The organism is Nonomuraea sp. PA05 (genome assembly GCF_008086045.1).
Taxonomy (GTDB): Bacteria; Actinomycetota; Actinomycetes; order Streptosporangiales; family Streptosporangiaceae; genus Nonomuraea; species Nonomuraea monospora.
The window spans coordinates 16,696-40,256 of the sequence record NZ_VSEY01000065.1; the positions used below are offsets into that span (position 1 = coordinate 16,696).

The following is a 23,561-nucleotide window of genomic DNA, read 5'->3' on the forward strand; positions in this document are numbered from 1 at the left end:
TCACCTCGTCGAGGGAGAGATGATGTTTGCGACCATCGGCCGCTTCGTAGTCAGGCGCCGAAGTTGGGTGTTCGTGGCCGCGATCCTGTTCGTCGTCCTGGGCGGCGTCTGGGGTTCGGGTGCGGGCGGCGTCCTGGGCGGCGGCGCCGGGCTCGACAACCCCCATGGCGAGTCCTCCCAGGCCAACAGCCTGCTCGCCGGCACGCTCGGCCGGCACGTCGCGGACGTCGTGGTCATGTACGAGAGCCAGACCATGTCCGTGGACGACCCGGGGTTCAAGCAGCAGGTCGAGGCGGTCGTCGCCAAGCTGCCCAAGGACTCCTACGAATGGCTGGAGAGCTACTACTCCACCGGCTCCACCGACTTCGTCTCAGAAGACCGGCGCAAGACCTACGTGGCCCTGCAGCTCCCCGGCGCCGTCGAGGAGGAGCAGGTCGTCGTCTACAACAAGATCCTGCCCCTGTTCGACGCGCCGGACCTCACCGAGCGCTTCGGCGGGCTGACCGCCGTGGGCCAGCAGTTCAACGCGATCAGCAACCGCGACCTGGCCAGGGCGGAGCTGTTGTCGTTCCCGCTGCTGATCATCCTGCTCCTGGTGGTCTTCCGCAGCCTCGTCGCCGCGTCGCTGCCGCTGGCCATCGCCATCCTGGTGGCGGTCGGCTCGCTCGTGGTGCTGCGCATCGTCGGCGGGCTCGTCGACCTGTCCACCGCCGCCATCAACGTGGTGGTGATCCTCGGGCTGGGGCTGGCGACCGACTACGCGTTGCTCATCGTCAACAGGTTCCGAGAAGAGCTCGCCGCCGGGCGCGAGGTCGAGGACGCCGTCGTACGGGCGACCGCCACGGCCGGCCGCACCGTCGCGGTCTCCGGCATCACGGTCGCGGTCACGCTCGGCGGCCTGATCGTCTTCCCGTCCCGGTTCCTCACCTCGCTGGCCTACGCCGGCGTGAGCGTCGTGCTGTTCGCCGTGATCGCCGCGCTCACCGTGCTGCCCGCGCTGCTGTCGGTGGCCGGCCGCCGTATCGACTCGCTGCGCATCCCGCTGCTCGGACGGCGCCGCCCCGAGGCCGAGGGCACCCGGTGGTACCGCACGGCGCACCGCGTCATGCGCCGCCCGGTCACCGTCGTGCTGGGCATCACCCTCGCGCTGGGCGCGCTGGGAGTGCCGCTGCTGAGCGCGGTCTGGACGCGGCCGGCCGAGTGGGCGCTGCCCGCCGACACCGACAGTGTCGTGGTGACCAGGCAGCTCGCCGAGGAGTTCCCGTACGACCCGACGAAGGTGATCAGCACGGTCGTGCGCATGCCCGGCCCGGCGGACACGCCGGAGGCCAAGGCCCAGCTCGACGACTTCGCCCAGCGGCTCGACCGGATCGAGGGCGTCGACCGCGCCCAGGTCACCGGCACCGAGGGCGACCTGGCCCGGATCACCCTGGGCTACTCCCTGTCCCCGTACGGGCAGGAGATCAGGGACGTGGTGATCAAGCTGCGGGCCGAACCGCCGCCACCGGGCGCCACAGCGCTGTTCGCCAACCGGCCGGCGGCCATCGTGGACATGCTCACCATGATCGGCAACGGGTTGCCGTGGATGTTGCTCATCACCTCGGTGGTCACGTTCGTGGTGCTGTTCCTGGCGTTCGGATCGGTCACGCTGCCCATCAAGACCGTGCTGATGAACCTGCTGTCACTGTCGGCCGCGTTCGGCGCGATGGTGCTGATCTTCCAGGACGGGTTCCTGTCGGGGCTGCTCGGGTTCACGGCGCCCGGGTTCATCGACGCGAACATGCCCGTCATGATCGCGGCGATCGCGTTCGGCCTGGCCATGGACTACGAGGTCTTCATGCTGGCCAGGATCCGCGAGCACTACCTGGCCTCGGGCGACCCGGTGGAGTCCGTGGCGATCGGCGTGCAGCACACCGCCCGCATCGTGACGGCCGCCGCGCTGCTGCTGGGCGTGGTGGTGGGCGCGTTCGTGATCACGAACGTGACCGTGCTGAAGATGATCGGCGTCGGAGTGGTCGTGGCGCTCGTGGTCGACGCGACCATCGTGCGCGGCCTGCTCGTCCCGGCGTCCATGAAGCTGCTCGGCCGCTGGGCGTGGTGGTCGCCGCGCCCGCTCGCCCGCTGGTGGGAGCGGCACGGCATGCCCGAGCCCGAGCAGAGCGCCGTCACCGTGACGCCACCCATCCCTGTCCCTGATCCGGCCGTCCGGAACTGAGGCTTTCCCGAGCCCGTCCACCTGTGCGCAGGTGGACGGGCTCTCTTTCATGATTGGAAACATCGAGGACATAAAGATATCAACAATCTTCATATTAGAATTGCATTCGAAGTATTGCCCCGCCGATGACATTCTGGCTATTCTTCTTTATGTACAGGCTTACGTTCGCTAGTTGAATTGCCAATTGTAGAACGGTGGGCTGAACAGGCAATGGGAACGAAATCTCCATCGTTAGCGCATGGATGGAACGGGGGGTTCCCCAGGCCGGCGGGGATCAGGATCGTGATCGTCGACGAGCACACGCTGCTACGCGAGGTCCTGGGAGAGGTGCTGCTGGCCGAGGACGACTTCTGCGTGGTGGCGGACTCGGCGGACTTCGAGTCGTCGGTCGCGTTGATCGCCAGGACCAGGCCGGACATCGTACTGATCGACATCGACAAGCCGCACGGCAGCCCCGGCGGGGTGGTGCGGCGGCTGCGGGAGGCCTCGCCGCGCTCGGTCGTGGCGGTGCTGAGCATGTACGACGACGCCCGGATCGTGCAGGAGATGATCAGGGCGGGGGTGCGCTGTTACCTGCACAAGGGCATCACACGGCGGGACCTGGTGGCATCACTGCGAAGCGTGGCGGGGGCCGGCGAGCAGGTGACGCTGACGGTGCCGCACGGCACGATCGCCAATCTCGACGCCGACACGGGGCCGCTGTCCAGGCGCGAGAAGGAGGTCATCACGCTCGTGGCGGCGGCCATGAGCAACCGCCAGATCGCCACGCACCTGTCGGTGACGGAGGGGACCGTCAAGCGGCATCTGCGCAACATCTTCCACAAACTGGGCGCCGTGTCGCGGATCGACGCGGTCAACAAGTACAAGGCCCTCGGTGAGTCCGCCACCTATCCCTGGTCTGCCGCACGAGTGTAGATAGTGGTAAGCTTAGCTATCCATACTCAGGGAGGCCGCGGTGCGCACATTCCTGATCGCGGGCGTCGCCAGCTTCATGGCGGCACTCGACACCCTCGTCGTGACCACGGCGCTGCCCACGATCCGGGAGCAGTTCGGCGCGTCGCTGGAGAGCATGGAGTGGACGGTCAACGTCTTCACCCTCTGCTACGCCGTCTTCCTGCTGGCCGCCGCCGCGCTGGGCGACAGGTTCGGCAGGAAACGCGTGTTCGTCCTGGGCCTGGTGCTGTTCACCGGCTCCTCCGCGGCTGCCGCGATGGCGGGCTCCATCGGCATGCTCGTGCTCGCGCGGGCGATCCAGGGGCTCGGCACCGCCATGATCATCCCGCTGGCGCTGACGCTCCTGGTCAGCGCCACCCGGCCCGAGCGGCGCGGCGCCGCGATCGCCGGGCTCGGCGGCATGGTGGGGCTCGGCATCGCGCTCGGGCCCTGGATCGGCGGCGCCGTGGTGCAGCTCGGGTCGTGGCAGGCCGTGTTCTGGATCAACGTGCCGGTCGGGCTGGTCCTCGTGCCGCTGGCCGCGCTGCTCCTCACCGAGGGCGGCCGGACCCGGCGGCGGCTCGACGTGCGGGGCGTCCTGCTGCTCATGGCGGGGCTGTTCGGGGTGGTCTTCGGGCTGATCCGCAGCGTCACGCTCGGCTGGTCGCACGTCCAGGTGCTGCTGCCGCTCGCGGCCGGCGTGGCCGTCCTGGGCGTGTTCGCCTGGTGGGAGCGGGTGGCCGCCGAGCCCGTCCTGCCGCCCCGCCTGTTCCGCAGCCGCGGGTTCACGTTGTCCAACCTCGCCTCCACGCTGGTGCAGGGCGGCATGCTCGGCGCGGTGTTCCTGCTCACCCAGTTCTTGCAGCTCGTCCTCGCCTACGGGCCGCTCGACGCGGGCGTGCGCACCCTGCCGTGGACGTTGCTGCCCGCCCTCGTCGCCCCGCTGGCCGGCGTCTTCGGCGACCGGCTCGGGGTCAGGCGGCTCATGGTGGCCAGCGCGGTCCTGCAAGGGGCGGCGCTGGCCTGCTTCGCCGTGGTGGTGGCGCCCGCCGTGCCGTACTCGCTGCTGTGGCCCGGCATGGTCGTGGCCGGGGCAGGCATGGGCCTGTTCTACGCGGTGGCGGCCAGGCAGCCGCTCGACTTCGTCGCGCCCGCCGAGGAGGGGCTGGCCGCCGGCGTCAACAACGCGATGCGGCAGATCGGCATCGTGATGGGCGTGGCCGTGCTCGCCGGGGTGTTCGCCGCCGCCGGCGGGTACGGCACGCCGGCGCTCTTCGTCTCCGGCCTGCGCGCGTCGCTGTGGGTGGGGGTCGCGATCCTCGGGGCGGCGGCGGTGGCGGCCTGGCTCGTCCCTGCTGTCGCGGTGCGTCCCGGTTCCCGCTCGCAGCCTCTCGCCACGGCGGCGAGCGGCGACCCCTCGGTGCGGCCGCTGGCGTCCTGAGCCATTCCGGTCAGTTGTCGCCGACCATTCTGGCGGCCTTCAGATCGGCCCAGATCTGCCGGGCGGGAATGATGCGCGAGATGAGCGTGACGGTGAGCACCAGTGCACCGCCACAAAGCACCGCGGTCGGTAGCAGACCGGCCATTCCGTGGAGCTCCAGCGCCGCCCGGTGAACCTGGGCGGGGATCAATCCCAGCGGGCCGGTTATCTGCGTGAGATTGATCAGGAGTGTCGTCCAGAAAGCCCAGTCCGACCCGCGCAGCGCGAACATGCCGAGCGTGTTTCCCAGCACGTAGTAGGCGGTGATCACACGCAATTGGGCGACGAGGCCCGAGGTTTCCTTTGTCGCCCTTCCGGCCAGATGCAAAGACAATCTCACCGTCTCTTCGTTGATGATCAGCCAGCCCTGGAAGAGGGCGCAGAGGGCGAAGATGAAAGAGCAACCGAAGGTGAAGAGTTGCAAGCGGTTGCTCCATAACAAAGGGATGCCGCCGGGCGCCGGAGTCATGGTACGCACCTTTCTCGGGCGCCCTGGAGCGACGCGTTTATGAGGGTTTCAATTTAGCATTTCCGGGAGATCGGGTAAAAGGTGTTCGGAAATGAGATGAGCCACCGCCGGGTCCGGCGGTGGCTCATTGGAGTCATGGTTCACCCGGGAAGGACCGCACCCGTCCAGAGCGCGGCCGCGGCTTTGTAGATACTGGCCAGCTCGCCGTCGAAGTACGGCGACAGGCTCGTGTCGTAGCGCTGGTCGGCGTCGGTGTCGGCGACGCTGAGGGTGAGGCCGTTGAGGTAGCCCCTGCCGCTGGCCTTGTCGTAGCGCAGCAACCAGGAGGAGCCGAGAGAGCCTTCCCCGGTGAACGGGGACTCCACGGCGAGCAGCTCCTCACCCTTCACCGCAGGGGCGGTGGCGGTGACGGGCAGGCCGCTGGACGTCTCAAGGGTGTCGCCTGCGTACGGCCGCTGTCCGTCGGGGTGCGGGCCGGCCGGATAGCCGAAGACATCGACCGCGGACCCCAGCGGCTGGTTCCAGGCCAGGCCCTGGCCGCCGACGTTGTCGCCCAGCCTGCCGAAGTTGGCCGGCTCGCCGGTGGCGGAGGAGACGACGCCGCCGTAGACGTTGACGAAGGCGTAGTCACGGTCGTAGTCACGGTAGGCGTCGAAGTCGTAGTGGCCGAAGACCTGCTTGCCGACGTAGAGGCCGGACAAGGCGGCGCCGTCAGCGTAGCCGGGCACGAAGACCCACTTGCCGAGCGGGGAGCCCGGGGTCTCGGTGTCGAACGCGCAGTGCGCCGCGGTCGCCACGACGTTGCGGTACTGGGACTGCACGGAGGTTCCCGTGCACCAGTGCGGCCGGCCGTCGGCTCCGATGAAGAACACCTTGCCCGAGGTGGCGGGGGCGACGGTCTTGCCCGCGAGAGGCGGCGTCGGAGAGATGGAGCCGGGCTTGGTGTCGGGGGTGACGCCGCTGCCCTTGGTGATGATCTCCCCGACGGCGGTCTGGACGTTGTAGGGGGTGGCGGCTGTGAGGTTGGCGCCGTTGTCGCTCAGCCAGAAGGTCGCTACCTCGGCTGCGGCCGTCTGGGAGGCGGCCAGTGGGGCGGTCACCACGTTCTCGGCGGCGGCCGGGGACGGGGTGGCGAGGAGGAGGGAGGTGAGCAGGGGGATGGCTAAGAGGGCGGACGTTCGATTTCTCATGCGATCCTCTCCGTCTAGGTGAACGCTTCCTGATGGCGATTCGAACATGTGATCGCCACCAAGCAAGGACGCTACCCGCCGTCGAGGTCGCGATCAACGGTTCTCCGCGCGGACCGCCTTCAGGTGGGCGGCGGCGGCCTGCTCCAGGTGGACGAGGTCGGAGGCGACCGTGGCGAACGTGAAACCCTCGGCCAGCCGGCGGGCGGCCTGCTCGCCGGTCGGGTTGTGGATGCCGGCCGCGATGCCCGCCCGCCCGGCCGCCATCCTGACGCGCTCCAGCGCCGCCTCGAACACGTCCGCCACCTCGGGGTCGTTCGGGAACCTGCCGCCCACGGCCAGGCACAGGTCGGAGGGGCCGACGTACACGCCGTCCAGGCCGGGGACGGCGCAGATGGCGTCGAGGTTCGCCAGCCCGTCAGGCGTCTCGATCATGGCCAGGACCAGCACACTCCCGTCCGCCTCCGCCGGGGTGGGGCCGATGCGCAGCATGGACCGCATCGGCCCGTACGAGCGGCGGCCCCCGGCCGGGTAGCGGGCCGCCGACACCGCGCGGGTCGCGTCCTCGGGGGTGTCGATCAGCGGCACGATCACGCCGCCCGCGCCGAAGTCGAGCGCCCTGCCGATGGCCGCCGGCTCGGCCGACTCCACCCTGACCAGCCCGGCCGACCGGCCGCCCGCGTCGATGGCCATGAGGTTGCTCAGCAGGCCGGCGTTGCCGATCAGGCCGTGCTGGGCGTCCAGCGCGACGTAGTCGTACCCGAGCCTGGCCAGCCGTTCTGTGGCGACGGGCGCGTCGAGCACCACCCAGTAGCCGACGCACTGCTCGCGGTTGCGGATCCTGGCGGCGAACTCGGCTGCGGTCATGGCTCAGGTCTCCTCGGTCGTGGGCTCAGGGTTTCTGTCAGCGGTTGTAGGCGGGCATCGGGCCGCGCAGCGCGTCGCCCACGGCGTCGCAGGCGGCGGACACCTCGGCGGGCAGCGGGCCCGCCGCCAGGGCGGACAGGTTCGCGCGCAGGTGGCCGGGTCCGGAGGCGCCGAGCAGCACCGCGTTCACCATCGGCTTGCCGAGCAGCCAGCGCAACGACAGCTCCGCCAGCGGGACGCCGGCCTCCAGCGCGATCGCGCCGAGCGCCTCGACCGCCTTGAACAGCTCGGCGTCCCAGTACCGCTGCCGGTACATCGCCGCCAGCCGCGAGTCGCCGAACCGGCCCGTCCCCGGAGCCTGGTCGAAGCGGTGCCGGCCGGTCAGCAGGCCACCGCCGAGCGGGTTGTAGACCATCGTCCGCAGACCGGAGGTGACGGCGAACTCGGCGTACTCGTCCTCGACCCGCCGCGCCAGCAGGTTGTAGAGCTGCTGGGCGACCACCGGGCGCGGGCTGAGCCGCGCGATCTGCCAGGCGGCGTAGTTGGACACGCCCAGGCTGCCGATCTTGCCCTCCGTCATCAGGGCGGCGACGGTGGCCAGCGTGGACTCCAGGGGCGTGGCCCGGTCGGGCTGGTGCAGATAGAACAGGTCCACGTGATCGGTGCCGAGCCGCCGCAGACTGCCCTCCAGCGACAGCCGCAGCCCGGCGGGGGAGAGGGGCGCGTGCCCGGCGGCGTCCGGGTGCGGGATGCCTGCCTTGGTGGCCAGCTTGACGCGATCCCTTCGGCCGCGCAGCAGGGCGCCGAGGATCTCCTCGGACGCGCCGCCCGCGTAGCCGTTGGCGGTGTCCACGCCGGTGACGCCCGCGTCCAGCGCCAGGTCCAGCATCCGGCCGGCCGTGTCCGCGGCCACGGTGTCGCCGAAGGTCATGGTTCCGAGCACGGGCTCGACGGTCATCGCAGGGCTCCTCTCGGGGTGCTGGGAGGCGCAGGTGGTCCGCGGTCAACTGTGGCAGAACGTGCGCGTTTCGTGCAATGCTTGGTGCGCGTCTTGCGCAATTCTGGTGGCGGGGTGGAGGTGTGAGCGTTGCGGGCTCCTTCCGTGTTCGCCCTGGCTGATGATCTGTCGGGGGCGGCGGAGACGGCGGCGGTGCTCATGTCGTCCGGGCGTCCTGCGCGGATCGCGCTCTCCGGGCCGCCGTACGCGTCATCGGCGCCCGTGATGGTGGCCGACCTGGACTGCCGGTATCGGGCGGGGGCGGGGGAGGTGGTGCGGGAGGCGTTGCGGCACGCGGGGGAGCGGCGGGTCTTCGTGAAGGTCGACTCGCTGCTACGGGGGGATGTGGGCGCCACAGCGGCGGCGACCTTGGACGCGGCGATCCTGGAAGCGGCGTTCTCGCGCGCAGCCGCCCCTGCGCTGGTCGTGCTCGCGCCCGCGCTGCCCTCCGCCGGGCGGGTGACCGTCGGCGGCGTCCCGCGCATCGGCGGCCTGTCCTTGCGCGAAACGCGCGCCTGGCAGGTGGAGCGCCGCCCCGCACCGGCGTCCATCGCCGACGCCCTGGGCGGCGTGCCGGTCGCGCTCGTGCCGCTCGCCACCGTCCGCGCCGACCGCGCCGACCGTGCCGACCGTGCCACGTTGGTGCGGGCGTTGTCGCGGACGGCGGGACGGGTCGCCGTGTGCGACGCGGAAACGGACGCCGACCTGGACGCGATCGTGGCCGCCACCCTCACGGCCGACCCGCGCGCCCACCTCATCGGCGCGGGCGGCCTGGCCTCCGCCCTCGGCCGCACCCTGGCCTTCAGCGGCGACCGCACCGGGGCCACCGCTCCCGGCCGCACCCTGGCCTTCGGCGGCGACCGCACCCGGGCCACCGCTCCCGGCCGCATCTCGGACGGCCACCCTCCGATCGCCCCACGCCCGTCCACCCAGGACCGTCCCCTCCTAATCGTCGTCGGCACCGCCGAGCCAGGGGCCGCCGACCAGGCCCGCCGTCTCCTCCCGTACGGCGCCCACCCCCTCACCCTCGACGCCACCACAGACCTCGCCCCCGCCCACCGTGCGCACATCGCGCACCGCCTGCGCACGGCCTTACGCCCGTCCACCGCGTTAGTCGTGCTGACGCTCACCGGCCAGGGCCCGCCGGACGCCGCCACCGCCCTGGCCGAGATCGTCGCCACCGCGCTGACCGGCGACCACACTCCCGACCTGGTCTTGACCGGCGGTGAGACGGCCAGACGGGTCCTCGACGCGCTGAAGGTGCACGAACTCACCCCCGTCGGACAGATCCACCACGGCGCCGTCCACTGCCACACCCCCGAGGGCCGCTCGGTGGTCACCAGGCCGGGCAGTTTCGGCGACCGCGACAGCCTCCTCAACATCGCCGCCCATCTCGCACCCGAAAGGCTGACATGAGCACACCTCTCATCGCCCTCACCATGGGGGACGGCTCCGGCGTAGGCCCCGAGGTCATCGTCGGCGCCCTGCTCGCCCCCGAGACCGCCGCGTTCTGCCGCCCGGTCGTCATCGGTGACGCGGGACGCCTGCGCAAGGCCGCCGCCTGCCTCGGCGCACGGCCGGAGGTGGTCACGGTGGACGGCGTCGCCGGAGCGGTGTTCGAGCCGGGCCGGATCAACGTCATCGACCCCGGCCTGCTGCCCGACGACCTGCCCTGGGGTGAGGTGTCGGCGGTCGCGGGCGGCGCGGCCTACGAGTACGTCAGGCTGGCCGGCGAGCTGGCGATGTCCGGCCAGGTGCGGGCCATCTGCACGGCGCCGCTGAACAAGGAGGCCCTGCACGCCGCCGGCCACCTCTTCCCCGGTCACACCGAGCTGCTCGCGCACCTGACCGGTACGGAGGAGGTGTCGATGATGCTCTCCACCGCCAAGGTGAAGGTCATCCACGTCACCACCCACATCGGTCTCATCGACGCGGTGGCCCGCATCGAGCCCGGCCTGGTGGAGCGGACGATCAGGCGCGGGCACGCCGCCATGCGCGGCTCCGGCCTCGGCCATCCCAAGATCGGCGTGTGCGGCATCAACCCGCACGCGGGCGAGAACGGCCTGTTCGGGTACGGCGAGGAAGCGGAGAAGATCGTCCCGGCAGTCGAGCGGCTGTGCGCCGAGGGCATGGACGTGCACGGCCCGCTCCCCGCCGACACGGCCTTCTTCCTGGCCGGACGGGGCGACTACGACCTCATCGTGGCCATGTACCACGACCAGGGGCACGGCCCCGTCAAGATCCTCGGCCTGGAGGCGGGCGTCAACATCACCGTCGGGCTGCCCGTGATCAGGACGTCGGTCGACCACGGCACCGCGTTCGACATCGCGGGAAAGGGCGTGGCCGACGCCGGTAGCATGATCGAGGCCCTCCGGCAGGCGGCCGAGCTGTCGTCCGCGCAGGGCGTGTGAGGGAGAGGGTTCGCCGATGGGCCGCGCAGCACAGAACCGCCGCGACGAGATCGTCCGCCTGGCCACCACCACCGGGCTGGCCAGCGTCGAGGAGCTGTCGGCCCAGCTCGGGGTGACCGCCTCCACCATCCGCCGCGACCTGGCCCACCTGAAGGCGGCCGGGCTGCTGGCCCGCACGTACGGCGGTGCGATGGCGGTCGTCACCCACCCGGAGGCGTCGCTGCGGCAGCGCGTCGGGGAGGCGTTCGAGGCCAAGCGGGCCATCGCCGCCTGGGCCGCCGCGCAGATCCGTCCCGGCGAGACGATCCTGCTCGACGCCGGCTCGACCACCGGCGCCCTGGCCCACGAGCTGCGGCACGCGGCGGACCTCACGATCGCCACCACCGGCCTCAACGCCCTCCAGGAGCTGGTGGGCGCCACGGGCGTGCACGTGGAGTGCCTCGGCGGCACGCTCAGGCAGGTCAGCCAGGGCTTCGTGGGGCCGCTCGCGGAGGCGGCGCTGAGCCGGATGACGTTCGACCGGGTCTTTCTGGGCGCCGACGGGGTGACGGCCGACGACGGCATCTGCGAGGCCAGCCTCCAGCAGACGCGCATGAAGGAGCTGATGATGGCCCGCTCCCGGCACGTCTACCTGCTCGTGCACGCCGCCAAGCTGGGACGCAGGCCGTTCCACGCCTGGGCGCGCATGCCTGAGACCTGGACACTCGTCACCGACGCGACCGCCACCGCCGAGGCCGTGGAGCCGTTCAAGGCGCAGGGCGTGCACGTCGTGGCCGTGCCCCCGAACCGGCCCCCAGACCGGCCCTCAGACCGGCCCTCAGACCGGCCCTCGGACCGGCTCTCAGACCGGCCCTCAGACGGGCACTCGGCCGGCTGACGAAGAGGCGCGCCGTCTTGACAGCTTGTGACCGGCAGGCCCTATGTTGTTCATATGAATACCTCTTCAGATAACAAGGTCTTGGCGATGGACAGTTGTTCCACTCGGGTGGTCGACGCCGACAGGGTGGCCGCCGTGCACGAGCGCATGCCGCCCGCCGAGGACCTGGCCGACACCGCCGACATCTTCGGCCTGCTGTCCGACACGAACCGGTTGCGGCTGCTGGTGGCGCTGCTGGACGGCGAGTTGTGCGTGTGCGATCTGGCGGCGGTGACGGGGCAGAGCGAGTCGGCGGTCTCCCACGCCCTGCGATTGCTGCGCGCCCACCGCATCGTGGCCGCCCGCCGCTCCGGGCGGATGGCGTTCTACCGGCTTGAGGACCCGCACGTGCGGATGCTGCTCGATCTGGCGCTCGCCCACACCGAGCACACCGAGGCCATGCACCCCGAGCGCGAGGGGGACGCCTGATGGGGGCCGGGCACGGTCATGGGCACGGTCATGGGCACGCGGGCGGCCGTCACCGGTGGCGGCTGGCGGTCTCGTTCGTCCTGATCGGCGCGTTCTTCGTGGTGGAGCTGGTCTTCGGGCTGCTGTCCGGCTCGCTGTCGTTGCTGTCGGACGCCGGGCACATGGCCGCCGACGTCGTCACGCTCGGCGCGGCGCTGGTCGCGACCCGGATCGCCACCCGCCCCGACACCACGGGCAGGCGCAGCTACGGCTCGTACCGGGCCGAGGTGTTCGCGTCGCTGCTGGCCGTCGTGCTGATGCTGGGCGTCGCGGTGTACGTGGTGCTGGAGGCGATCGGCAGGATCGGCGGGCCGGCCGAGGTGTCGTCCGGGCCGATGCTCGTCGTCGGCGCCCTCGGCCTGCTCGTCAACCTGGTCGCGCTGCTGATGCTGCGTTCGGGGGCGGGCGAGAGCCTGAACGTCAAGGGCGCGTACCTGGAGGTGGTGGCCGACACCGCCGGGTCGGTCGGTGTCATCGCGGCCGGTTGGCTCGTCGCGGCGACCGGGCAGGCGCTGTGGGACACGGTCATCGCGCTGGCCATCGGCGTCTTCGTCGCCGTGCGGGCGGTCTCGCTCGGGCGGCAGGTCTTCGCGGTGCTGGGGCAGCACGTGCCTGAAGGGATCGATGCGGCTGCCGTGGCGAAGGATCTGGCGGCCATCGAAGGGGTGCGGGACGTGCATGACCTGCATCTGTGGACGTTGACGTCCGGCATGAACGTCGCCACCGCCCATCTCGTCACCGGCGAGCAGGGCGACAGTCATGCCGTGCTGGACCAGGCCCGCGACGTGCTGCGGCGTCGGCACGGCGTCGCGCACGCCACCCTCCAGGTCGAGCCGGCCGACCACCGGGGCTGCGACGAACTGGATTGGTGAGGCGGTGGGTGCTTCCCCAGGCAGGGTAAGAAGGGGGAGGGGAGCGACACCGGACAAATGCTGAAATGTGGGGATTCGGGGGGAAGTGTCGCATGCTGCCTGAAGTGCACGGCTGGTTGCGGCGCCGTACTTCGTCCGCCGGGGACTGGCCACTCCGGGACCTGCTGGCCGCCAAGGGAGAGACCACCGTCAGCGTGGTGCTCCCGGCGCGCGACGAGCGGGAGACCGTCGGGGAGATCATCAAGGTGATCCGGCGGGAGCTGGGCGGGCTCGTGGACGAGCTCGTCGTCATCGACTCACGTTCCACCGACGACACCGCGCTGGTGGCGGCTCGGGCGGGGGCCAGGGTGCACGCCCAGGACGAGATCCTGCCGCAGCTCAAGCCGCTCGACGGCAAGGGGGAGGCGCTGTGGAAGTCGCTGGCCGTCACGTCGGGGGACGTGCTGGTGTTCGTGGACGCCGATATCCGGAAATTTCGTGCTTCGTTGGTGCTTGGTGTGCTCGGGCCGCTGCTGGGCGACCCGACCGTGGTGTATACGAAAGGGTGCTATGACCGTCCGCTCAACGGGGCGGGCAACGGAGGCGGGCGCGTCACGGAGCTGGTCGCCCGGCCACTGATCAACCTGCACTGGCCCAAGCTGGCGGGTTTCGTGCAACCGCTGGCGGGGGAGTACGCCGGGCGGCGCTCAGCCCTGGAACGGGTGCCCTTCGTGACCGGGTACGGGGTAGAGCTGGGGCTCCTGATCGATCTGCTGGAGCTGGCGGGGCTGGACGCGTTCGCGCAGGTGGACCTGGGCTCGCGCGAGCACGCGCCGCAGTCCACGGAGGCGCTCGGCGGGATGGCGGGGCAGATCATGCTCGCCGCCTGGTCGCGGCTGGAGCGCCAGGGGAAGATCCGGGCGTTCGAGGAGCCGGCGGTGCGGCTGGCCCAGTTCCGCAGGGGGCAGGACGGGCACGACGTGCTGATCAGGGACGTCGGGATCGGCGAACGCCCGCCGATGCTCACCATCGACGCCTGAACAGGGCGGCCGGCGGCGAAAGACGCGCACGGACGCGTGGCGTGCGGACGGGGGCGAGCGCACGGACGCGTGGCGTGCGGACGGGGGCGAGCGCACGGACGCGTGGCGTGCGGATTGGGGCGAGCGCACGGACGCGTGGCGTGCGGACGGGGGCGAGGCCCTACTTCAGCGCGGCGGTGACGAAACCGGCGATCTGATCGCGGATCGCGTCGTGATCGTCGGCCGTGTCACCCAGAATGATCCGCCCGAGCTGCGGCATCATCGCCGGGAACAGAGCCAGCCCCGTCAGCATGAACAACAGCCGGGCCGTCGTGTCGGAAGGCTCCGTCTCGCCTCGCCCCTCCGCCAGCGAGGCCTTCTTGCGGCCGCAGCGCTCCACCCGCGCCTCCTGGCCTTCCAGCAGCTCCGGCCCCCGGTAGTTGAGCGCCTCCCACATCAGCAGCCGCACCGTGTCGGGATGCGAGCGGTAGTAGTCGGTCAGCTTGGCCACGTACTCGACGGGGTCGGCGCCTGGCAGGGCGATCTGGGTGGTCAGGTCGTCGAGCGCCTCGTTGACGACCGTGTCGAACAGCTTCTCCTTGCTGCCGAAGTGCCCGTAGATGCGCTCCTTGTTGACGCCGGCGCGCTCCGCGATGCGATCCACGCGCGCGCCCGCCACCCCGTACGCGGCGAACTCCTCTCGCGCGGCCTCCAGCAGGGCGGCGCGGGTGGCGGCGGTCGAGACCTTGGGTGCCATGACGACATCCTAGCCACCAACCGGTTGGTTGCAAACCAACTGAACAGTTGACATCCAACTGGTTGGTTGGCTAGCGTCCCGCCTCATGACACTCACGCTTTCCCGCACCCCACGGCTACGGCCGCCGACCCCCGCCACCGCCCCCTTCGCGAGCACGATGACGGCCTTCACGCTCACCGCCGTCCTGGTCAGCGGCCAGTTGTACGTCGTGATCCCCCTCTTGCACGACATGGCCACCGGCTGGGCGACCTCGCCCGGCGGGCTGACATGGCTGGTGACCGCGTTCGGCATCGGCTACGGCATCGGGTTCCTGGTGTTCGGGCCGCTGTCCGACCGTTACGGGCGGCGCAGATTGTTGACGATCGGGCTGCCGCTGGCCGCGCTGACGACGGCGCTGGTCGCGTTGAGCCCGTCGCCCGAGGTGGCGATGGGGTTGCGGGCGTTGCAGGGGATCGCGGTGGCGATGTTCCCGCCCGCCGGGATGGCGTACCTGGGTGAGCGGCTGGAGCCGCGCCGCCGGGTGGTCGCCATCGCGGCGGTGACCGGCGCGTTCCTCGCCTCCGCCGTGGTGCTGCAGGTCGCCGCCCAGCTGCTGGTGGACGTGATCGGGTGGCGCGGGCTGTTCGGCCTCTCGGCGGCCGGGTTCGTCCTCGCCGCGCTGGGCGTGCGCGCGGTCATGCTGCCCGACCTCCCCGGAGAGGAGGCCGATCCCGGGCGCGCGCCGCGCCGGGCGATCGGATCCCTGCTGTCCGCCTACCGGCCGCTCCCCGGCCTCCTCGTCCACCGCGTGCTGACCCTGCGCTACCTGGCCACGATCATGCTCATGGTCGGCTTCGTCGCCGTCTACACCGGCCTGCAGATCTACGGCGTCAGCTCCCCCTCCGAACTCCTCGCCCTGCGCGCCGCCGGCCTCCCGTCGATCGTGCTGATGCCGCTGCTCATGCCCTGGCTGGCCAGGATCCGCAGGACCACCAGGGCGATCGTCTTCATGGCTGCCGCCGCGCTCACGCTGGCCGTCATCGGCTTCACCGGCACCGCCGTCCTGGTGCTCCTGCTCGCCCTGTACGTCGCCGCCATCACCGGCGGCCTGCCCAGCATGAACGAGTCGATCTCCGCCGAGGCGGGCCGGGCGCGCGGCACGGCGCTGGCGCTGTTCTCCGCGGCGCTCGCGGTCGGCGGCAGCGTCGGCCCGCAGGTGGCCGCCGCGTTCGGCGGTTTCACCCCGCTCATGTACGGTCTCGCGGCCGGCATGGCGCTGTCCGCCCTCTTCGTCCTGGTCTCCACCTGGACGGGGGGAAAGACCGTTCAGGAATGAGAGGCGAGGCGTTCCGGTGGCGCGCTACCGGCCGGTAAGGTGTTACCACCGGTAACCTAAGGGGGGCACATGGCGGGGTTCTGCCCGGAGCCGAGCGACGACGTCGTGCAGGTGCGTGACTGGGTGCACGCGTTCGCCCGCGACGTGATCCGCCCCGCGGGCGCCGAATGGGACGAGCGCGAAGAAACCCCCTGGCCGGTCATCCAGGAGGCGGCCAAGATCGGGCTGTACTCGCTCGACTTCTTCGCCACGCAGTGGTTCGAGGAGAGCGGGCTGGCGCTGCCGGCGGCGTTCGAGGAGATCTTCTGGGGCGACGCCGGCATCGGCCTGTCGATCACCGGCACCGGCCTGGCCGCCGCGGCGCTGGCCGCCAACGGCACCCCCGAGCAGATGGGGGAGTGGCTGCCGCAGATGTTCGGCACGGAGAACGACGTCAAGCTGGGCGCGTTCTGCGCGTCCGAGCCCGACGCCGGCTCCGACGTCGGCGCCATCCGCACCCGTGCCGTCCGCGACGGCGGCGACTGGGTGCTCAACGGCGTCAAGACCTGGGCCACCAACGGCGGCATCGCGAACGTCCACGTGGTCGTCGCGGCGGTCGACCCGTCGCTGGGCACCCGGGGGCAGGCGTCGTTCGTCATCCCGCCGGGCACCCCTGGGCTGTCGATGGGGCAGAAGTTCCGCAAGCACGGCATCCGCGCCTCGCACACGGCCGAGGTCGTCCTGGAGGACGTGCGGGTGCCCGGCTCGTGCCTGCTCGGCGGCCCCGAGAAGCTGGAAGCGCGGCTGGCGCGCGTACGGAAGGGGGAGCGGGCGGGCGAGCAGGCGGCGATGCGCACGTTCGAGACCACCCGCCCGTCGGTGGCCGCGATGGCGGTGGGCATCGCCCGCGCCGGCTTCGAGTACGCCAGGGACTACGCGCGCGAGCGCGAGCAGTTCGGCCGCAGGATCGGCGAGAACCAGGCCATCGCCTTCCTGCTCGCCGAGATGGCCACGCGGGTGGACGTGGCCCGCCTGCTCACCTGGCGGGCCGCGTGGATGGCCCGCAACGGCAGGCAGTTCGAGCAGGCCGAGGGGTCGATGTCGAAGCTGGTGGCGGGGGAGACGGCGGTGTGGGTGACCGAGCAGGCGATCCAGATCCTGGGCGGGGCCGGGTACACCAGGGAGCATCCGGTGGAGCGCTTCCACCGGGATGCCAAGATCTACACGATCTTCGAGGGGACGAGCGAGATCCAGCGGCTGATCATCGGCCGGGCGGTCACGGGTCTGCCCGTCCGCTGAGAGCCGCCTCTGTTCTGCCTCTGTGGCTTGGAGTTGCCGGAGCTTGGCGGCCGGGCGGTGGAGGAGGGGCGGCGCCCGGGTCTGCCTTTCGGGGGCTACCCCGAATCTGACCCCAATCTGCCCCGGCGAATTGCGATTGTCCGCGGACTTCAACGGGTATGTGCTTCGCTGAGGCACCTCTCCACATGGACTAAGAATCCATTGCGGAGGAGGTGCCTCTTGCCGGTGGGAGGGCGTGCGAGGCGGCCGGCGACCTGGTCGCGGACAATCGGTGCAGGATCGGTTGGCGTTGGTGGCCCGGTGCTGACGTGGTCGGTGCATCCTGCGCTGGGTGGCGTGGTGATCGCGCTTGAGGTGTTCGTCGTCGTGGTGATTTTAGGGACTGCGCTGTTCGGCTCCGAGGTGATCAGCGAGCGGGCGTTCCGGGTAATGCGATGGGCGTTGGACCGCCCGGAACCGAAAAGCCCGCTTCGCCTTCCCGCCGCCGAGGACTGATCGCACGGCCTGGAGTGTCGCTGCTCGTTCGGCGCTTCCTACGGATCAGCAGACCCTTGATGTCCATAGAGGTCTTCGACATGTACATTCCGGCCATGACGAAGCGAGGGCCACGGGGGCCGGTGCCGATCTACCAGATGATCATTAACACCATCAAGGAGGACATCGCCGCCGGCACGCTCGCGCCCGGCCAGGCGCTCCCCACGGAAGCCGAGCTGGGCGAGATCCACCAGGCATCGCGGCTGACGGTGCGCCGGGCCCTGGAGGTCCTGCGCGAGGAAGGCGTCGTTTACACCATCCGCGCCGATGGCTCCTATGTCGGACCCCGTGACGCTCCCCAGATCCGCGAGCCGCGGCAGCATGAGCAGATCGCCGCCGATCTCGCAGCAGGCGTCAAGCGGGGTGTCTACGGGCCGGATCAGGTGCTGCCCTCGCAGTTGGAGCTGATCGAACAGTACGGGGTGGCCAAGAAGACGGTCAGCGCCGCCGTGGCTCTGCTCCGCGGGCAGGGCTGGGCGTACACCGTGCCCGCGATCGGGACGTTCGCCGCGCACCGCGACAAGTGGCCCTGGACGTCTCAGGAGATCGCGGCCGACGTGATCGAGCGCATCGAGAGGGGCGGCCATGCGCCCTATGAGGGGCTGCCGTCCGAGTCCGAGATGATGGAGGAGTACGGCGTGGACAACGAGACGGCCCACGCCGCCATCGCTCTCCTGCTTGCGCAGAGTTGAGTTCTCACCTCGCACATGACACATGGCTCGCGGAGAGTCGGCGGCGTTCGGTATTCCCTTTACAAATGCCCCAACGGGCACGCGGCCCTGTTGATGGCATCGCGGGTGACGATGAGCGAGGCTCGTTCCGATGGCGTTACCGCAGGCAGGTGAAGCGTTCCTTTCCCTGGCACGAGAGATGCCGCGAAAACGCCGGTTTCTTGCGGATCGGTAAGGAGCACCTTGATATCGTAAGATCGGCCTGTCGTTCCCTCTCTGCCGAGTTCCTGCCACGCCCGCCACCGGCCGTCAGTACCGATGTCCTTGACTTTCCTGATATGCCAGGGCTCATCGTTGGATTCAGAAATAAGCCGGTGCCCGATCCACAGCGTCATTTCGTGGCCTACCGGGGTGGACCCGCTGAACTCGTGACACCTGGGTACATGGCCCGCCGGCTGGGTGATGGAGATCTCGGGAGGGAAGGGCTGCCAAACCGGGAACACCTCCCGGATCAGCGACGCGAGGGCGATGCAGACTGCGATCACTGGTACCCACGTGCCGATCCACGACATGCTCATGGACTTGTCGCCCTTCGGGCTTTTCTCCGCATCGGGGTCCTTTATGTCATCGAAATCCGTCGCGCTATCCTTCATGGCACGCCAGATTACCCGCGAAGTATACGCAGGGCAAAAAGCCAGTTGGCTTTTCCCGAGGATTCACATATGTCGACCGAGCACCCATACGGGGACATTCGGCTGCGAGTTTGGGTGACCGATGCCGCGCCTGCGCGCCGGCTTGCGCACAACGGCTCTCGCCGCCGAGACCCGCATGCGCAGAATTCGGCCGGTCCGCTGAGGGCGCCGGCGGGTCAGGACGTGCAGTACACCCGCACCCAGGCCGGATGCGGGGCGAAGCCGTCGTTGTTCTCCCACGTGGCGCCGCCGCCGATGTTCCCGGGGAAGTTGTTCAGCTTCGTCCGCGTCAGGTTGGGGTCGTGGCCCTCGTGCGTCTCCACCAGCTTGGGATGGCTCACCGGGCAGATCACGAACGACGAGAAGGTGCCCAGGGGCGGCAGGGTCACGTTCTTGGTGAAGTGCACCGAGGGCGGGTGCGGCGGCTTCACGTTGGAGCAGGTCACGTGGAGCTTGATGGAGACGTCGGCCGGCGGGTTGGTGTTCAGCGGCTCCGAGTTGGTGAAGCTCACCGACACCGACCGGTTGGGCTCGTTGGCCTTCGCGTCGATGAGGTGCGTGTGCGACTCGTCCCCGTCGGAGTTGATCTGGGTGCTGGCGCCGAAGCTGACGATGTAGGGCAGCGTGGACGGGCACTTCAGCGTCACGGTCTTGTGGTTCCCCGCGCCGATGCTGCCGCTGGAGGTCTGGAAGTCCTGGGTGATGGGCTCCGCCGCAGCCCACGCGGGGCCGGGGACGCTGACGAATCCGGTGGTGGCGAGCGTGACTGCGGCGAGGAGCTGAGCCGGGCTGGTGAGTCGCATGTCTCTCCTTTGTCGTGGCCGGTGTGAGAGAAAACTAGGCATTCCTTCTGGGAACCGGCTTGGACGCGACTTGCGAAGATTGTTGACGGTTGTCGCCGAAATTGTTAACAATCTCTTCGGTAGTACGGCAACACATGGGAGACAGGCATGCCCGATCATCCCAAGCCCTCCGCGCGAGCTCGTGACCTGGTCGCGGGCGCCTACGACTGCCACATCCACGTGGCGCCCGACGTGATGCGCAGGCGGATCGACGACCTGACGCTCGCGGCCCGCTTCGCCGAGGTCGGGCTCGCCGGCTTCGTGCTCAAGTCCCACTACGTCCCCACGGCAGAGCGGGCCGCGGTGGTCCGCGCGGCGGTCCCCGGTTTCGGCGCGGTCGGCGCCATCACCCTCAACGCCTCCGTCGGAGGCATGAACCCGATCGCCGTCGAGATCGCCGCCCGCGGCGGCGCGCAGGTCGTCTGGCTGCCCACCGTGGACAGCGCGAACCAGCGGGCCTGCACCGCCGCCGACCCCGAAGGGGCCACCCCGCCCATGTGGGCCCGCCTTCAGGGCGAGCTGCGCGAAGCGGGCATGGCCGCAGACCCGGTGGAGGTCGTGGCGCCCGGCGGCGGCGTGCTCGAACGCACCCGGCAGGTGCTGCGCCTGATCGCCAAGCACGACCTGACGCTCGCCACCGGCCACCTCGGCGCCGACGAGATCGACACCGTCGTGGACGCGGCCGTGGCCGAGGGTGTGCGGCGCATCGTGATCACCCATCCCGAGTTCACCTCCCAGCGCGTCGCCGTGGCCAGGCAGCGGGCGCTGGCCGCCAGGGGCGCCCTGCTGGAGCGCTGTTTCACCACCCCGCACAGCGGCAAGATCTCCTGGCAGACCTGGCTCGCGAACATCGAAGCCGCGGGCCCCGAGCACTCCGTGCTCTCCAGCGACCTAGGCCAGCCGTTCAACCCGCCGGTGGAGGACGGTCTGGCCCTGCTCGCCGACCGGCTGCTGGCCGAAGGCTTCACCGACAAGGACGTGCGCACCATGGCCGTGGACAACTCCCGCCGCCTGGCGGGCGCGGCATGAGCGCCCCTGCCGTCATCGAGGTGAGCGGGCTCGCCAAGCAGTTCGTCAAGGACGACCTCGGCATCGTGGCCGTGCGCGACCTCGACCTGGAGATCGCGGAGGGCGGCTTCGTCACCGTGCTGGGCCGCAGCGGCTGCGGCAAGTCGACCATACTCAACCTGCTCGCCGGCCTGACCACGCCCACCTCCGGCACGATCGCCTACCGGGGCAGGCCGGTCGCCGGGCCGCGTACCGAGGTCGGCTACCTCACCCAGTCCGACACGCTCATGCCGTGGCGCAGCGTGCACAGGAACGTCGAGCTGCCCCTGGAGGTCGCCGGCGTGCCCGCAGGGCGGCGCAGGGCACGCGCGGCCGAGCTGATCGAGAAGGTCGGCCTGCGGGGGTTCGAGCGGCACTACCCGCGCGAGCTGTCCGGCGGCATGCGCCGCCGGGTCAGCCTGGCCAGGATGCTGGCCGGGGATCCGGAGACGCTGCTCATGGACGAGCCGTTCGGCGCCCTCGACGCCCAGCTCCGCGCCGAGCTGCAGGCGGAGCTGCTGCGGCTGTGGGGGGAGAGCGGGCAGACGGTGGTGTTCGTGACGCACGACATCGAGGAGGCGCTGCTGCTCGGCGACCGCGTCGTGGTGCTCGGCCGGGTCGGCCGCATCGTGCTCGACCGGCCGATCGGCCTGCCCAGGCCCAGGGACGCCGACGAGCTGCGGGTGGACCCGGAGTTCGTGGCCCTGCACCGCGAGCTGAGCCAGGCGCTGCGGGAGGGAGCCCGGTGACCGCCACGACCTCGGAGCCGCGGGAGGGAGCCCGGTGACCGCCACGATTCAGACGGTGCGGCTCGACAGGAGCTGGTGGAACAGGCACGGCGGCACCGCCACGGTGTGGTCGATCCGTGCCCTGCTGGTCGTGGCGCTGCTGGTGGTGTGGGAGCTGACCGCCGAGCGGTGGTTCGACATCACGTTCACCAGCCGCCCGAGCGACATCTGGACCCGCCTGGTCCAGTGGCACCAGGACGGCACGCTCTGGTCCAACACCTGGATCACGGTGCAGGAGGTGGTGTACGGGTTCCTGGTCGGCGCGGTGGCGGGCGCGCTGTCCGGCTTCCTGGTGGCCTCCGTACGGGCGCTCTACCGGGTGCTCGACCCGTTCGTGATGGCCCTGTACGCGATCCCGAAGGTGGCGCTGGCGCCGCTGTTCATCGTCTGGTTCGGCATCGGCATGCACATGAAGGTGCTGCTGGCCGCCGCGACCGTGTTCTTCCTGGTCTTCCTCAACACGGCCGCGGGCGTGCGCGAGGTGGACAGGGGGCTCGTCGACGCCGTCCGCCTGATGGGCGGCGGCCGGCGCACCATCATGGTCAAGGTGGTCGTCCCTTCGTCCATGACGGGGCTGCTCACCGGGCTCAAGGTGGCCATCCCGTACGCGCTGATCGGCGCCGTGATCGGCGAGCTGGTGGCCTCCAACCGGGGGCTCGGCTACCTGATCAACGACGCCGCCGCCCAGTTCGACACGGCCGGCGTGTTCGCCACGCTCGTCGTGCTCAGCGTGATCGCCGCGCTGCTCAACCTGGTCGTCGGGCTGCTGGACCGCCGGGTCGGCCGGTGGAAGCCGATGGAGGCCAGGCAGTGAGGCGGATCGCCGCGATCCTGGCCGCCCTGGCGCTGGCGCTGTCCGGCTGCGCGCAACGCACCTCGACCACGCCGCCGGGCGTGCTGAACGTCGGCCAGATCAGCAACTCCATCGCCTTCTTCCCGCTGTTCGTGGCCGAGCAGAACGGCTACTTCACCCAGGAGGGGGTCAAGCTGGGCGAGCGGCCCCGGCTGGGAACCGGCGCGAAGGTGGCGGCGGCCCTCAAGTCGGGCAGCATCGACCTCGGCGCCGGGGTGATGACGGACGCGCTCAACCTGGCCAGGATCGACGACAAGGGCAGGCTGGTCGCCAACCTGGTGGACCGGTACTACGTGGACGTGGTGGTCGGCACCTCGTTCGCCGGGGCGTCCCCGTCCGACCCGCTCGACGCGCGCATCCGCGCCCTGCGCGGCAAGAAGATCGGCATCACCGGGCCGGGCAGCGGCACGGAGGCGCTGGTCACCTACCTGTTCGCGAAGACCGGCATGAACTCGGCCACCGACTGCGAGCTCGTCAACCTCGGCAGCACCGCCGCGTCGGCGCTGGGCGCGCTGAAGGCCGGCCGGGTGGACGCGCTCGCCTTCTTCCAGCCCATCGCGCAGCAGGCCGCCGCGGCCGGCATCGGCACCCGCTACATCTCGCCCGCCGCCGGCGACGTGCCGGGGCTCGAACGGACCGCGCACGGCGTCGTGTTCACCACCCAGCGGATCATCGACAAGAAACCCCGCGAGGTCGCCGCCTTCCAGCGGGCCCTCGGCCGGGCCCACCGGCACATCCACCAGGCCCCGCCGGAGGAGATCGTCAAGCTGCTGACGGTCTATCTCAAGGGCATCGACCCCAGGGCGCTGGCCGAGCTGCCCGGCCTGATGCGCACGGAGATCCCGGAGGGCATCGGCTTCTCGCGGGCGTCGTTCGACACGGCCATCGCCTTCCACCGGGTCACCGGCCTGGTCAGACACCTGCCCGCGTACGAGAGGATCGTGCCGCCCGCGTTGCGGGCGGACACCTGA

Annotated in this window: 24 protein-coding genes; 17 read left to right on the forward strand and 7 right to left on the reverse strand. The window is 70.6% G+C overall.

Features of this window, described 5'->3' with window-relative positions:
- Nucleotides 1-19: 19 nt before the first annotated feature.
- The 3 genes from FXF51_RS55375 to FXF51_RS55385 all read left to right on the forward strand — a co-directional run bounded on the left by FXF51_RS55375 (nucleotide 20) and on the right by FXF51_RS55385 (nucleotide 4,589).
- Nucleotides 20-2,215, forward strand: coding sequence for an MMPL family transporter (locus FXF51_RS55375; RefSeq protein WP_148442936.1), 2,196 nt, complete (start codon nucleotides 20-22; stop codon nucleotides 2,213-2,215).
- 282 nt (nucleotides 2,216-2,497) lie between these two features.
- A complete protein-coding gene (locus FXF51_RS55380; protein WP_222871912.1) occupies nucleotides 2,498-3,130 on the forward strand; it encodes a LuxR C-terminal-related transcriptional regulator in 633 nt (210 codons plus the stop codon).
- 40 nt (nucleotides 3,131-3,170) lie between these two features.
- The gene (locus FXF51_RS55385; protein WP_222871913.1) at nucleotides 3,171-4,589 is read left to right on the forward strand and encodes a DHA2 family efflux MFS transporter permease subunit; all 1,419 of its coding nucleotides are present in this window, start codon (nucleotides 3,171-3,173) and stop codon (nucleotides 4,587-4,589) included.
- A gap of 10 nt (nucleotides 4,590-4,599) precedes the next feature.
- On the opposite strand, the gene FXF51_RS55390 is transcribed toward FXF51_RS55385, so the two are convergent.
- From FXF51_RS55390 to FXF51_RS55405, 4 genes are all read right to left on the reverse strand, one after another.
- Nucleotides 4,600-5,097, reverse strand: a complete 498-nt coding sequence (locus tag FXF51_RS55390) for a hypothetical protein (RefSeq protein ID WP_148442938.1) — start codon at nucleotides 5,095-5,097, stop codon at nucleotides 4,600-4,602.
- 140 nt (nucleotides 5,098-5,237) lie between these two features.
- Nucleotides 5,238-6,287: a trypsin-like serine peptidase gene (locus FXF51_RS55395; RefSeq protein ID WP_148442939.1), complete on the reverse strand. Its 1,050-nt coding sequence runs from the start codon at nucleotides 6,285-6,287 to the stop codon at nucleotides 5,238-5,240.
- Nucleotides 6,288-6,380: 93 nt separating this feature from the next.
- Nucleotides 6,381-7,151: an HpcH/HpaI aldolase family protein gene (locus FXF51_RS55400; RefSeq protein WP_148442940.1), complete on the reverse strand. Its 771-nt coding sequence runs from the start codon at nucleotides 7,149-7,151 to the stop codon at nucleotides 6,381-6,383.
- 37 nt (nucleotides 7,152-7,188) lie between these two features.
- Complete coding sequence (locus FXF51_RS55405) at nucleotides 7,189-8,109, reverse strand: aldo/keto reductase (protein ID WP_148442941.1); 921 nt, start codon at nucleotides 8,107-8,109, stop codon at nucleotides 7,189-7,191.
- A 129-nt stretch (nucleotides 8,110-8,238) separates the two neighbouring features.
- Between FXF51_RS55405 and FXF51_RS55410 the strand changes: the two genes are divergently transcribed.
- The 6 genes from FXF51_RS55410 (at nucleotide 8,239) to FXF51_RS55435 (ending at nucleotide 13,834) form a co-directional block, all read left to right on the forward strand.
- Complete coding sequence (locus FXF51_RS55410; protein ID WP_148442942.1) at nucleotides 8,239-9,564, forward strand: four-carbon acid sugar kinase family protein; 1,326 nt, start codon at nucleotides 8,239-8,241, stop codon at nucleotides 9,562-9,564.
- Entirely contained in the window at nucleotides 9,561-10,559 is a 999-nt protein-coding gene (gene pdxA, locus FXF51_RS55415) for a 4-hydroxythreonine-4-phosphate dehydrogenase PdxA (RefSeq protein WP_148442943.1), read from the forward strand. The genes FXF51_RS55410 and pdxA overlap by 4 nt, the downstream gene beginning before the upstream one ends.
- A gap of 16 nt (nucleotides 10,560-10,575) precedes the next feature.
- The gene (locus FXF51_RS55420) at nucleotides 10,576-11,436 is read left to right on the forward strand and encodes a DeoR/GlpR family DNA-binding transcription regulator (protein WP_148442944.1); all 861 of its coding nucleotides are present in this window, start codon (nucleotides 10,576-10,578) and stop codon (nucleotides 11,434-11,436) included.
- A gap of 87 nt (nucleotides 11,437-11,523) precedes the next feature.
- Nucleotides 11,524-11,904 carry an ArsR/SmtB family transcription factor gene (locus FXF51_RS55425; protein WP_262380535.1) on the forward strand — a complete coding sequence of 127 codons (381 nt, stop codon included), beginning with the start codon at nucleotides 11,524-11,526 and terminating at the stop codon, nucleotides 11,902-11,904.
- Nucleotides 11,904-12,815, forward strand: coding sequence for a cation diffusion facilitator family transporter (locus FXF51_RS55430; RefSeq protein WP_148442946.1), 912 nt, complete (start codon nucleotides 11,904-11,906; stop codon nucleotides 12,813-12,815). The genes FXF51_RS55425 and FXF51_RS55430 overlap by 1 nt, the downstream gene beginning before the upstream one ends.
- A gap of 92 nt (nucleotides 12,816-12,907) precedes the next feature.
- Nucleotides 12,908-13,834, forward strand: coding sequence for a glucosyl-3-phosphoglycerate synthase (locus FXF51_RS55435; protein ID WP_148442947.1), 927 nt, complete (start codon nucleotides 12,908-12,910; stop codon nucleotides 13,832-13,834).
- 160 nt (nucleotides 13,835-13,994) lie between these two features.
- Here FXF51_RS55435 and FXF51_RS55440 read toward each other — a convergent pair whose 3' ends face one another.
- Complete coding sequence (locus FXF51_RS55440; RefSeq protein WP_148442948.1) at nucleotides 13,995-14,570, reverse strand: TetR/AcrR family transcriptional regulator; 576 nt, start codon at nucleotides 14,568-14,570, stop codon at nucleotides 13,995-13,997.
- Between the two features lie 85 nt (nucleotides 14,571-14,655).
- Here FXF51_RS55440 and FXF51_RS55445 point away from each other — a divergent pair, with 85 nt between their 5' ends.
- The 4 genes from FXF51_RS55445 (at nucleotide 14,656) to FXF51_RS55460 (ending at nucleotide 18,389) form a co-directional block, all read left to right on the forward strand.
- Complete coding sequence (locus tag FXF51_RS55445) at nucleotides 14,656-15,885, forward strand: MFS transporter (protein WP_148442949.1); 1,230 nt, start codon at nucleotides 14,656-14,658, stop codon at nucleotides 15,883-15,885.
- Nucleotides 15,886-15,954: 69 nt separating this feature from the next.
- On the forward strand, nucleotides 15,955-17,163 hold the full coding sequence (locus FXF51_RS55450; RefSeq protein ID WP_148442950.1) for an acyl-CoA dehydrogenase family protein: 1,209 nt from the start codon (nucleotides 15,955-15,957) through the stop codon (nucleotides 17,161-17,163).
- A gap of 300 nt (nucleotides 17,164-17,463) precedes the next feature.
- Nucleotides 17,464-17,658, forward strand: a complete 195-nt coding sequence (locus tag FXF51_RS55455; protein ID WP_148442951.1) for a hypothetical protein — start codon at nucleotides 17,464-17,466, stop codon at nucleotides 17,656-17,658.
- Between the two features lie 59 nt (nucleotides 17,659-17,717).
- Complete coding sequence (locus FXF51_RS55460; RefSeq protein ID WP_187415108.1) at nucleotides 17,718-18,389, forward strand: GntR family transcriptional regulator; 672 nt, start codon at nucleotides 17,718-17,720, stop codon at nucleotides 18,387-18,389.
- Between the two features lie 59 nt (nucleotides 18,390-18,448).
- Here the strand turns inward: FXF51_RS55460 and FXF51_RS55465 are convergent, their stop codons facing one another.
- Nucleotides 18,449-19,021, reverse strand: a complete 573-nt coding sequence (locus tag FXF51_RS55465) for a hypothetical protein (RefSeq protein WP_148442953.1) — start codon at nucleotides 19,019-19,021, stop codon at nucleotides 18,449-18,451.
- Nucleotides 19,022-19,236: 215 nt separating this feature from the next.
- Nucleotides 19,237-19,863, reverse strand: coding sequence for a hypothetical protein (locus FXF51_RS55470; protein WP_148442954.1), 627 nt, complete (start codon nucleotides 19,861-19,863; stop codon nucleotides 19,237-19,239).
- A 147-nt stretch (nucleotides 19,864-20,010) separates the two neighbouring features.
- On the opposite strand from FXF51_RS55470, the gene FXF51_RS55475 reads away from it, so the two are divergent.
- From FXF51_RS55475 to FXF51_RS55490, 4 genes are read left to right on the forward strand one after another with little or no spacing between them, the layout of a single operon-like run.
- Complete coding sequence (locus FXF51_RS55475; RefSeq protein ID WP_148442955.1) at nucleotides 20,011-20,931, forward strand: DUF6282 family protein; 921 nt, start codon at nucleotides 20,011-20,013, stop codon at nucleotides 20,929-20,931.
- Nucleotides 20,928-21,698, forward strand: a complete 771-nt coding sequence (locus FXF51_RS55480; RefSeq protein WP_148442956.1) for an ABC transporter ATP-binding protein — start codon at nucleotides 20,928-20,930, stop codon at nucleotides 21,696-21,698. The genes FXF51_RS55475 and FXF51_RS55480 overlap by 4 nt, the downstream gene beginning before the upstream one ends.
- Nucleotides 21,699-21,732: 34 nt before the next feature.
- Entirely contained in the window at nucleotides 21,733-22,551 is an 819-nt protein-coding gene (locus FXF51_RS55485; RefSeq protein ID WP_148442957.1) for an ABC transporter permease, read from the forward strand.
- Nucleotides 22,548-23,561, forward strand: coding sequence for an ABC transporter substrate-binding protein (locus FXF51_RS55490; protein ID WP_148442958.1), 1,014 nt, complete (start codon nucleotides 22,548-22,550; stop codon nucleotides 23,559-23,561). The genes FXF51_RS55485 and FXF51_RS55490 overlap by 4 nt, the downstream gene beginning before the upstream one ends.

Coding starts and splice junctions, on each gene's coding strand:
- FXF51_RS55420 (WP_148442944.1), top strand. CDS start 10,576: ATGGGCCGCGCAGCACAGAACCGCCGCGACGAGATCGTCCGCCTGGCC.
- FXF51_RS55405 (WP_148442941.1), bottom strand. CDS start 8,109: ATGACCGTCGAGCCCGTGCTCGGAACCATGACCTTCGGCGACACCGTG.
- FXF51_RS55440 (WP_148442948.1), bottom strand. CDS start 14,570: ATGGCACCCAAGGTCTCGACCGCCGCCACCCGCGCCGCCCTGCTGGAG.
- FXF51_RS55475 (WP_148442955.1), top strand. CDS start 20,011: ATGCCCGATCATCCCAAGCCCTCCGCGCGAGCTCGTGACCTGGTCGCG.
- FXF51_RS55425 (WP_262380535.1), top strand. CDS start 11,524: ATGGACAGTTGTTCCACTCGGGTGGTCGACGCCGACAGGGTGGCCGCC.
- FXF51_RS55470 (WP_148442954.1), bottom strand. CDS start 19,863: ATGCGACTCACCAGCCCGGCTCAGCTCCTCGCCGCAGTCACGCTCGCC.
- FXF51_RS55480 (WP_148442956.1), top strand. CDS start 20,928: ATGAGCGCCCCTGCCGTCATCGAGGTGAGCGGGCTCGCCAAGCAGTTC.
- FXF51_RS55460 (WP_187415108.1), top strand. CDS start 17,718: ATGTCCATAGAGGTCTTCGACATGTACATTCCGGCCATGACGAAGCGA.
- FXF51_RS55450 (WP_148442950.1), top strand. CDS start 15,955: ATGGCGGGGTTCTGCCCGGAGCCGAGCGACGACGTCGTGCAGGTGCGT.
- FXF51_RS55430 (WP_148442946.1), top strand. CDS start 11,904: ATGGGGGCCGGGCACGGTCATGGGCACGGTCATGGGCACGCGGGCGGC.
- pdxA (WP_148442943.1), top strand. CDS start 9,561: ATGAGCACACCTCTCATCGCCCTCACCATGGGGGACGGCTCCGGCGTA.
- FXF51_RS55395 (WP_148442939.1), bottom strand. CDS start 6,287: ATGAGAAATCGAACGTCCGCCCTCTTAGCCATCCCCCTGCTCACCTCC.
- FXF51_RS55435 (WP_148442947.1), top strand. CDS start 12,908: ATGCTGCCTGAAGTGCACGGCTGGTTGCGGCGCCGTACTTCGTCCGCC.
- FXF51_RS55465 (WP_148442953.1), bottom strand. CDS start 19,021: ATGAAGGATAGCGCGACGGATTTCGATGACATAAAGGACCCCGATGCG.
- FXF51_RS55445 (WP_148442949.1), top strand. CDS start 14,656: ATGACACTCACGCTTTCCCGCACCCCACGGCTACGGCCGCCGACCCCC.
- FXF51_RS55375 (WP_148442936.1), top strand. CDS start 20: ATGATGTTTGCGACCATCGGCCGCTTCGTAGTCAGGCGCCGAAGTTGG.
- FXF51_RS55400 (WP_148442940.1), bottom strand. CDS start 7,151: ATGACCGCAGCCGAGTTCGCCGCCAGGATCCGCAACCGCGAGCAGTGC.
- FXF51_RS55390 (WP_148442938.1), bottom strand. CDS start 5,097: ATGACTCCGGCGCCCGGCGGCATCCCTTTGTTATGGAGCAACCGCTTG.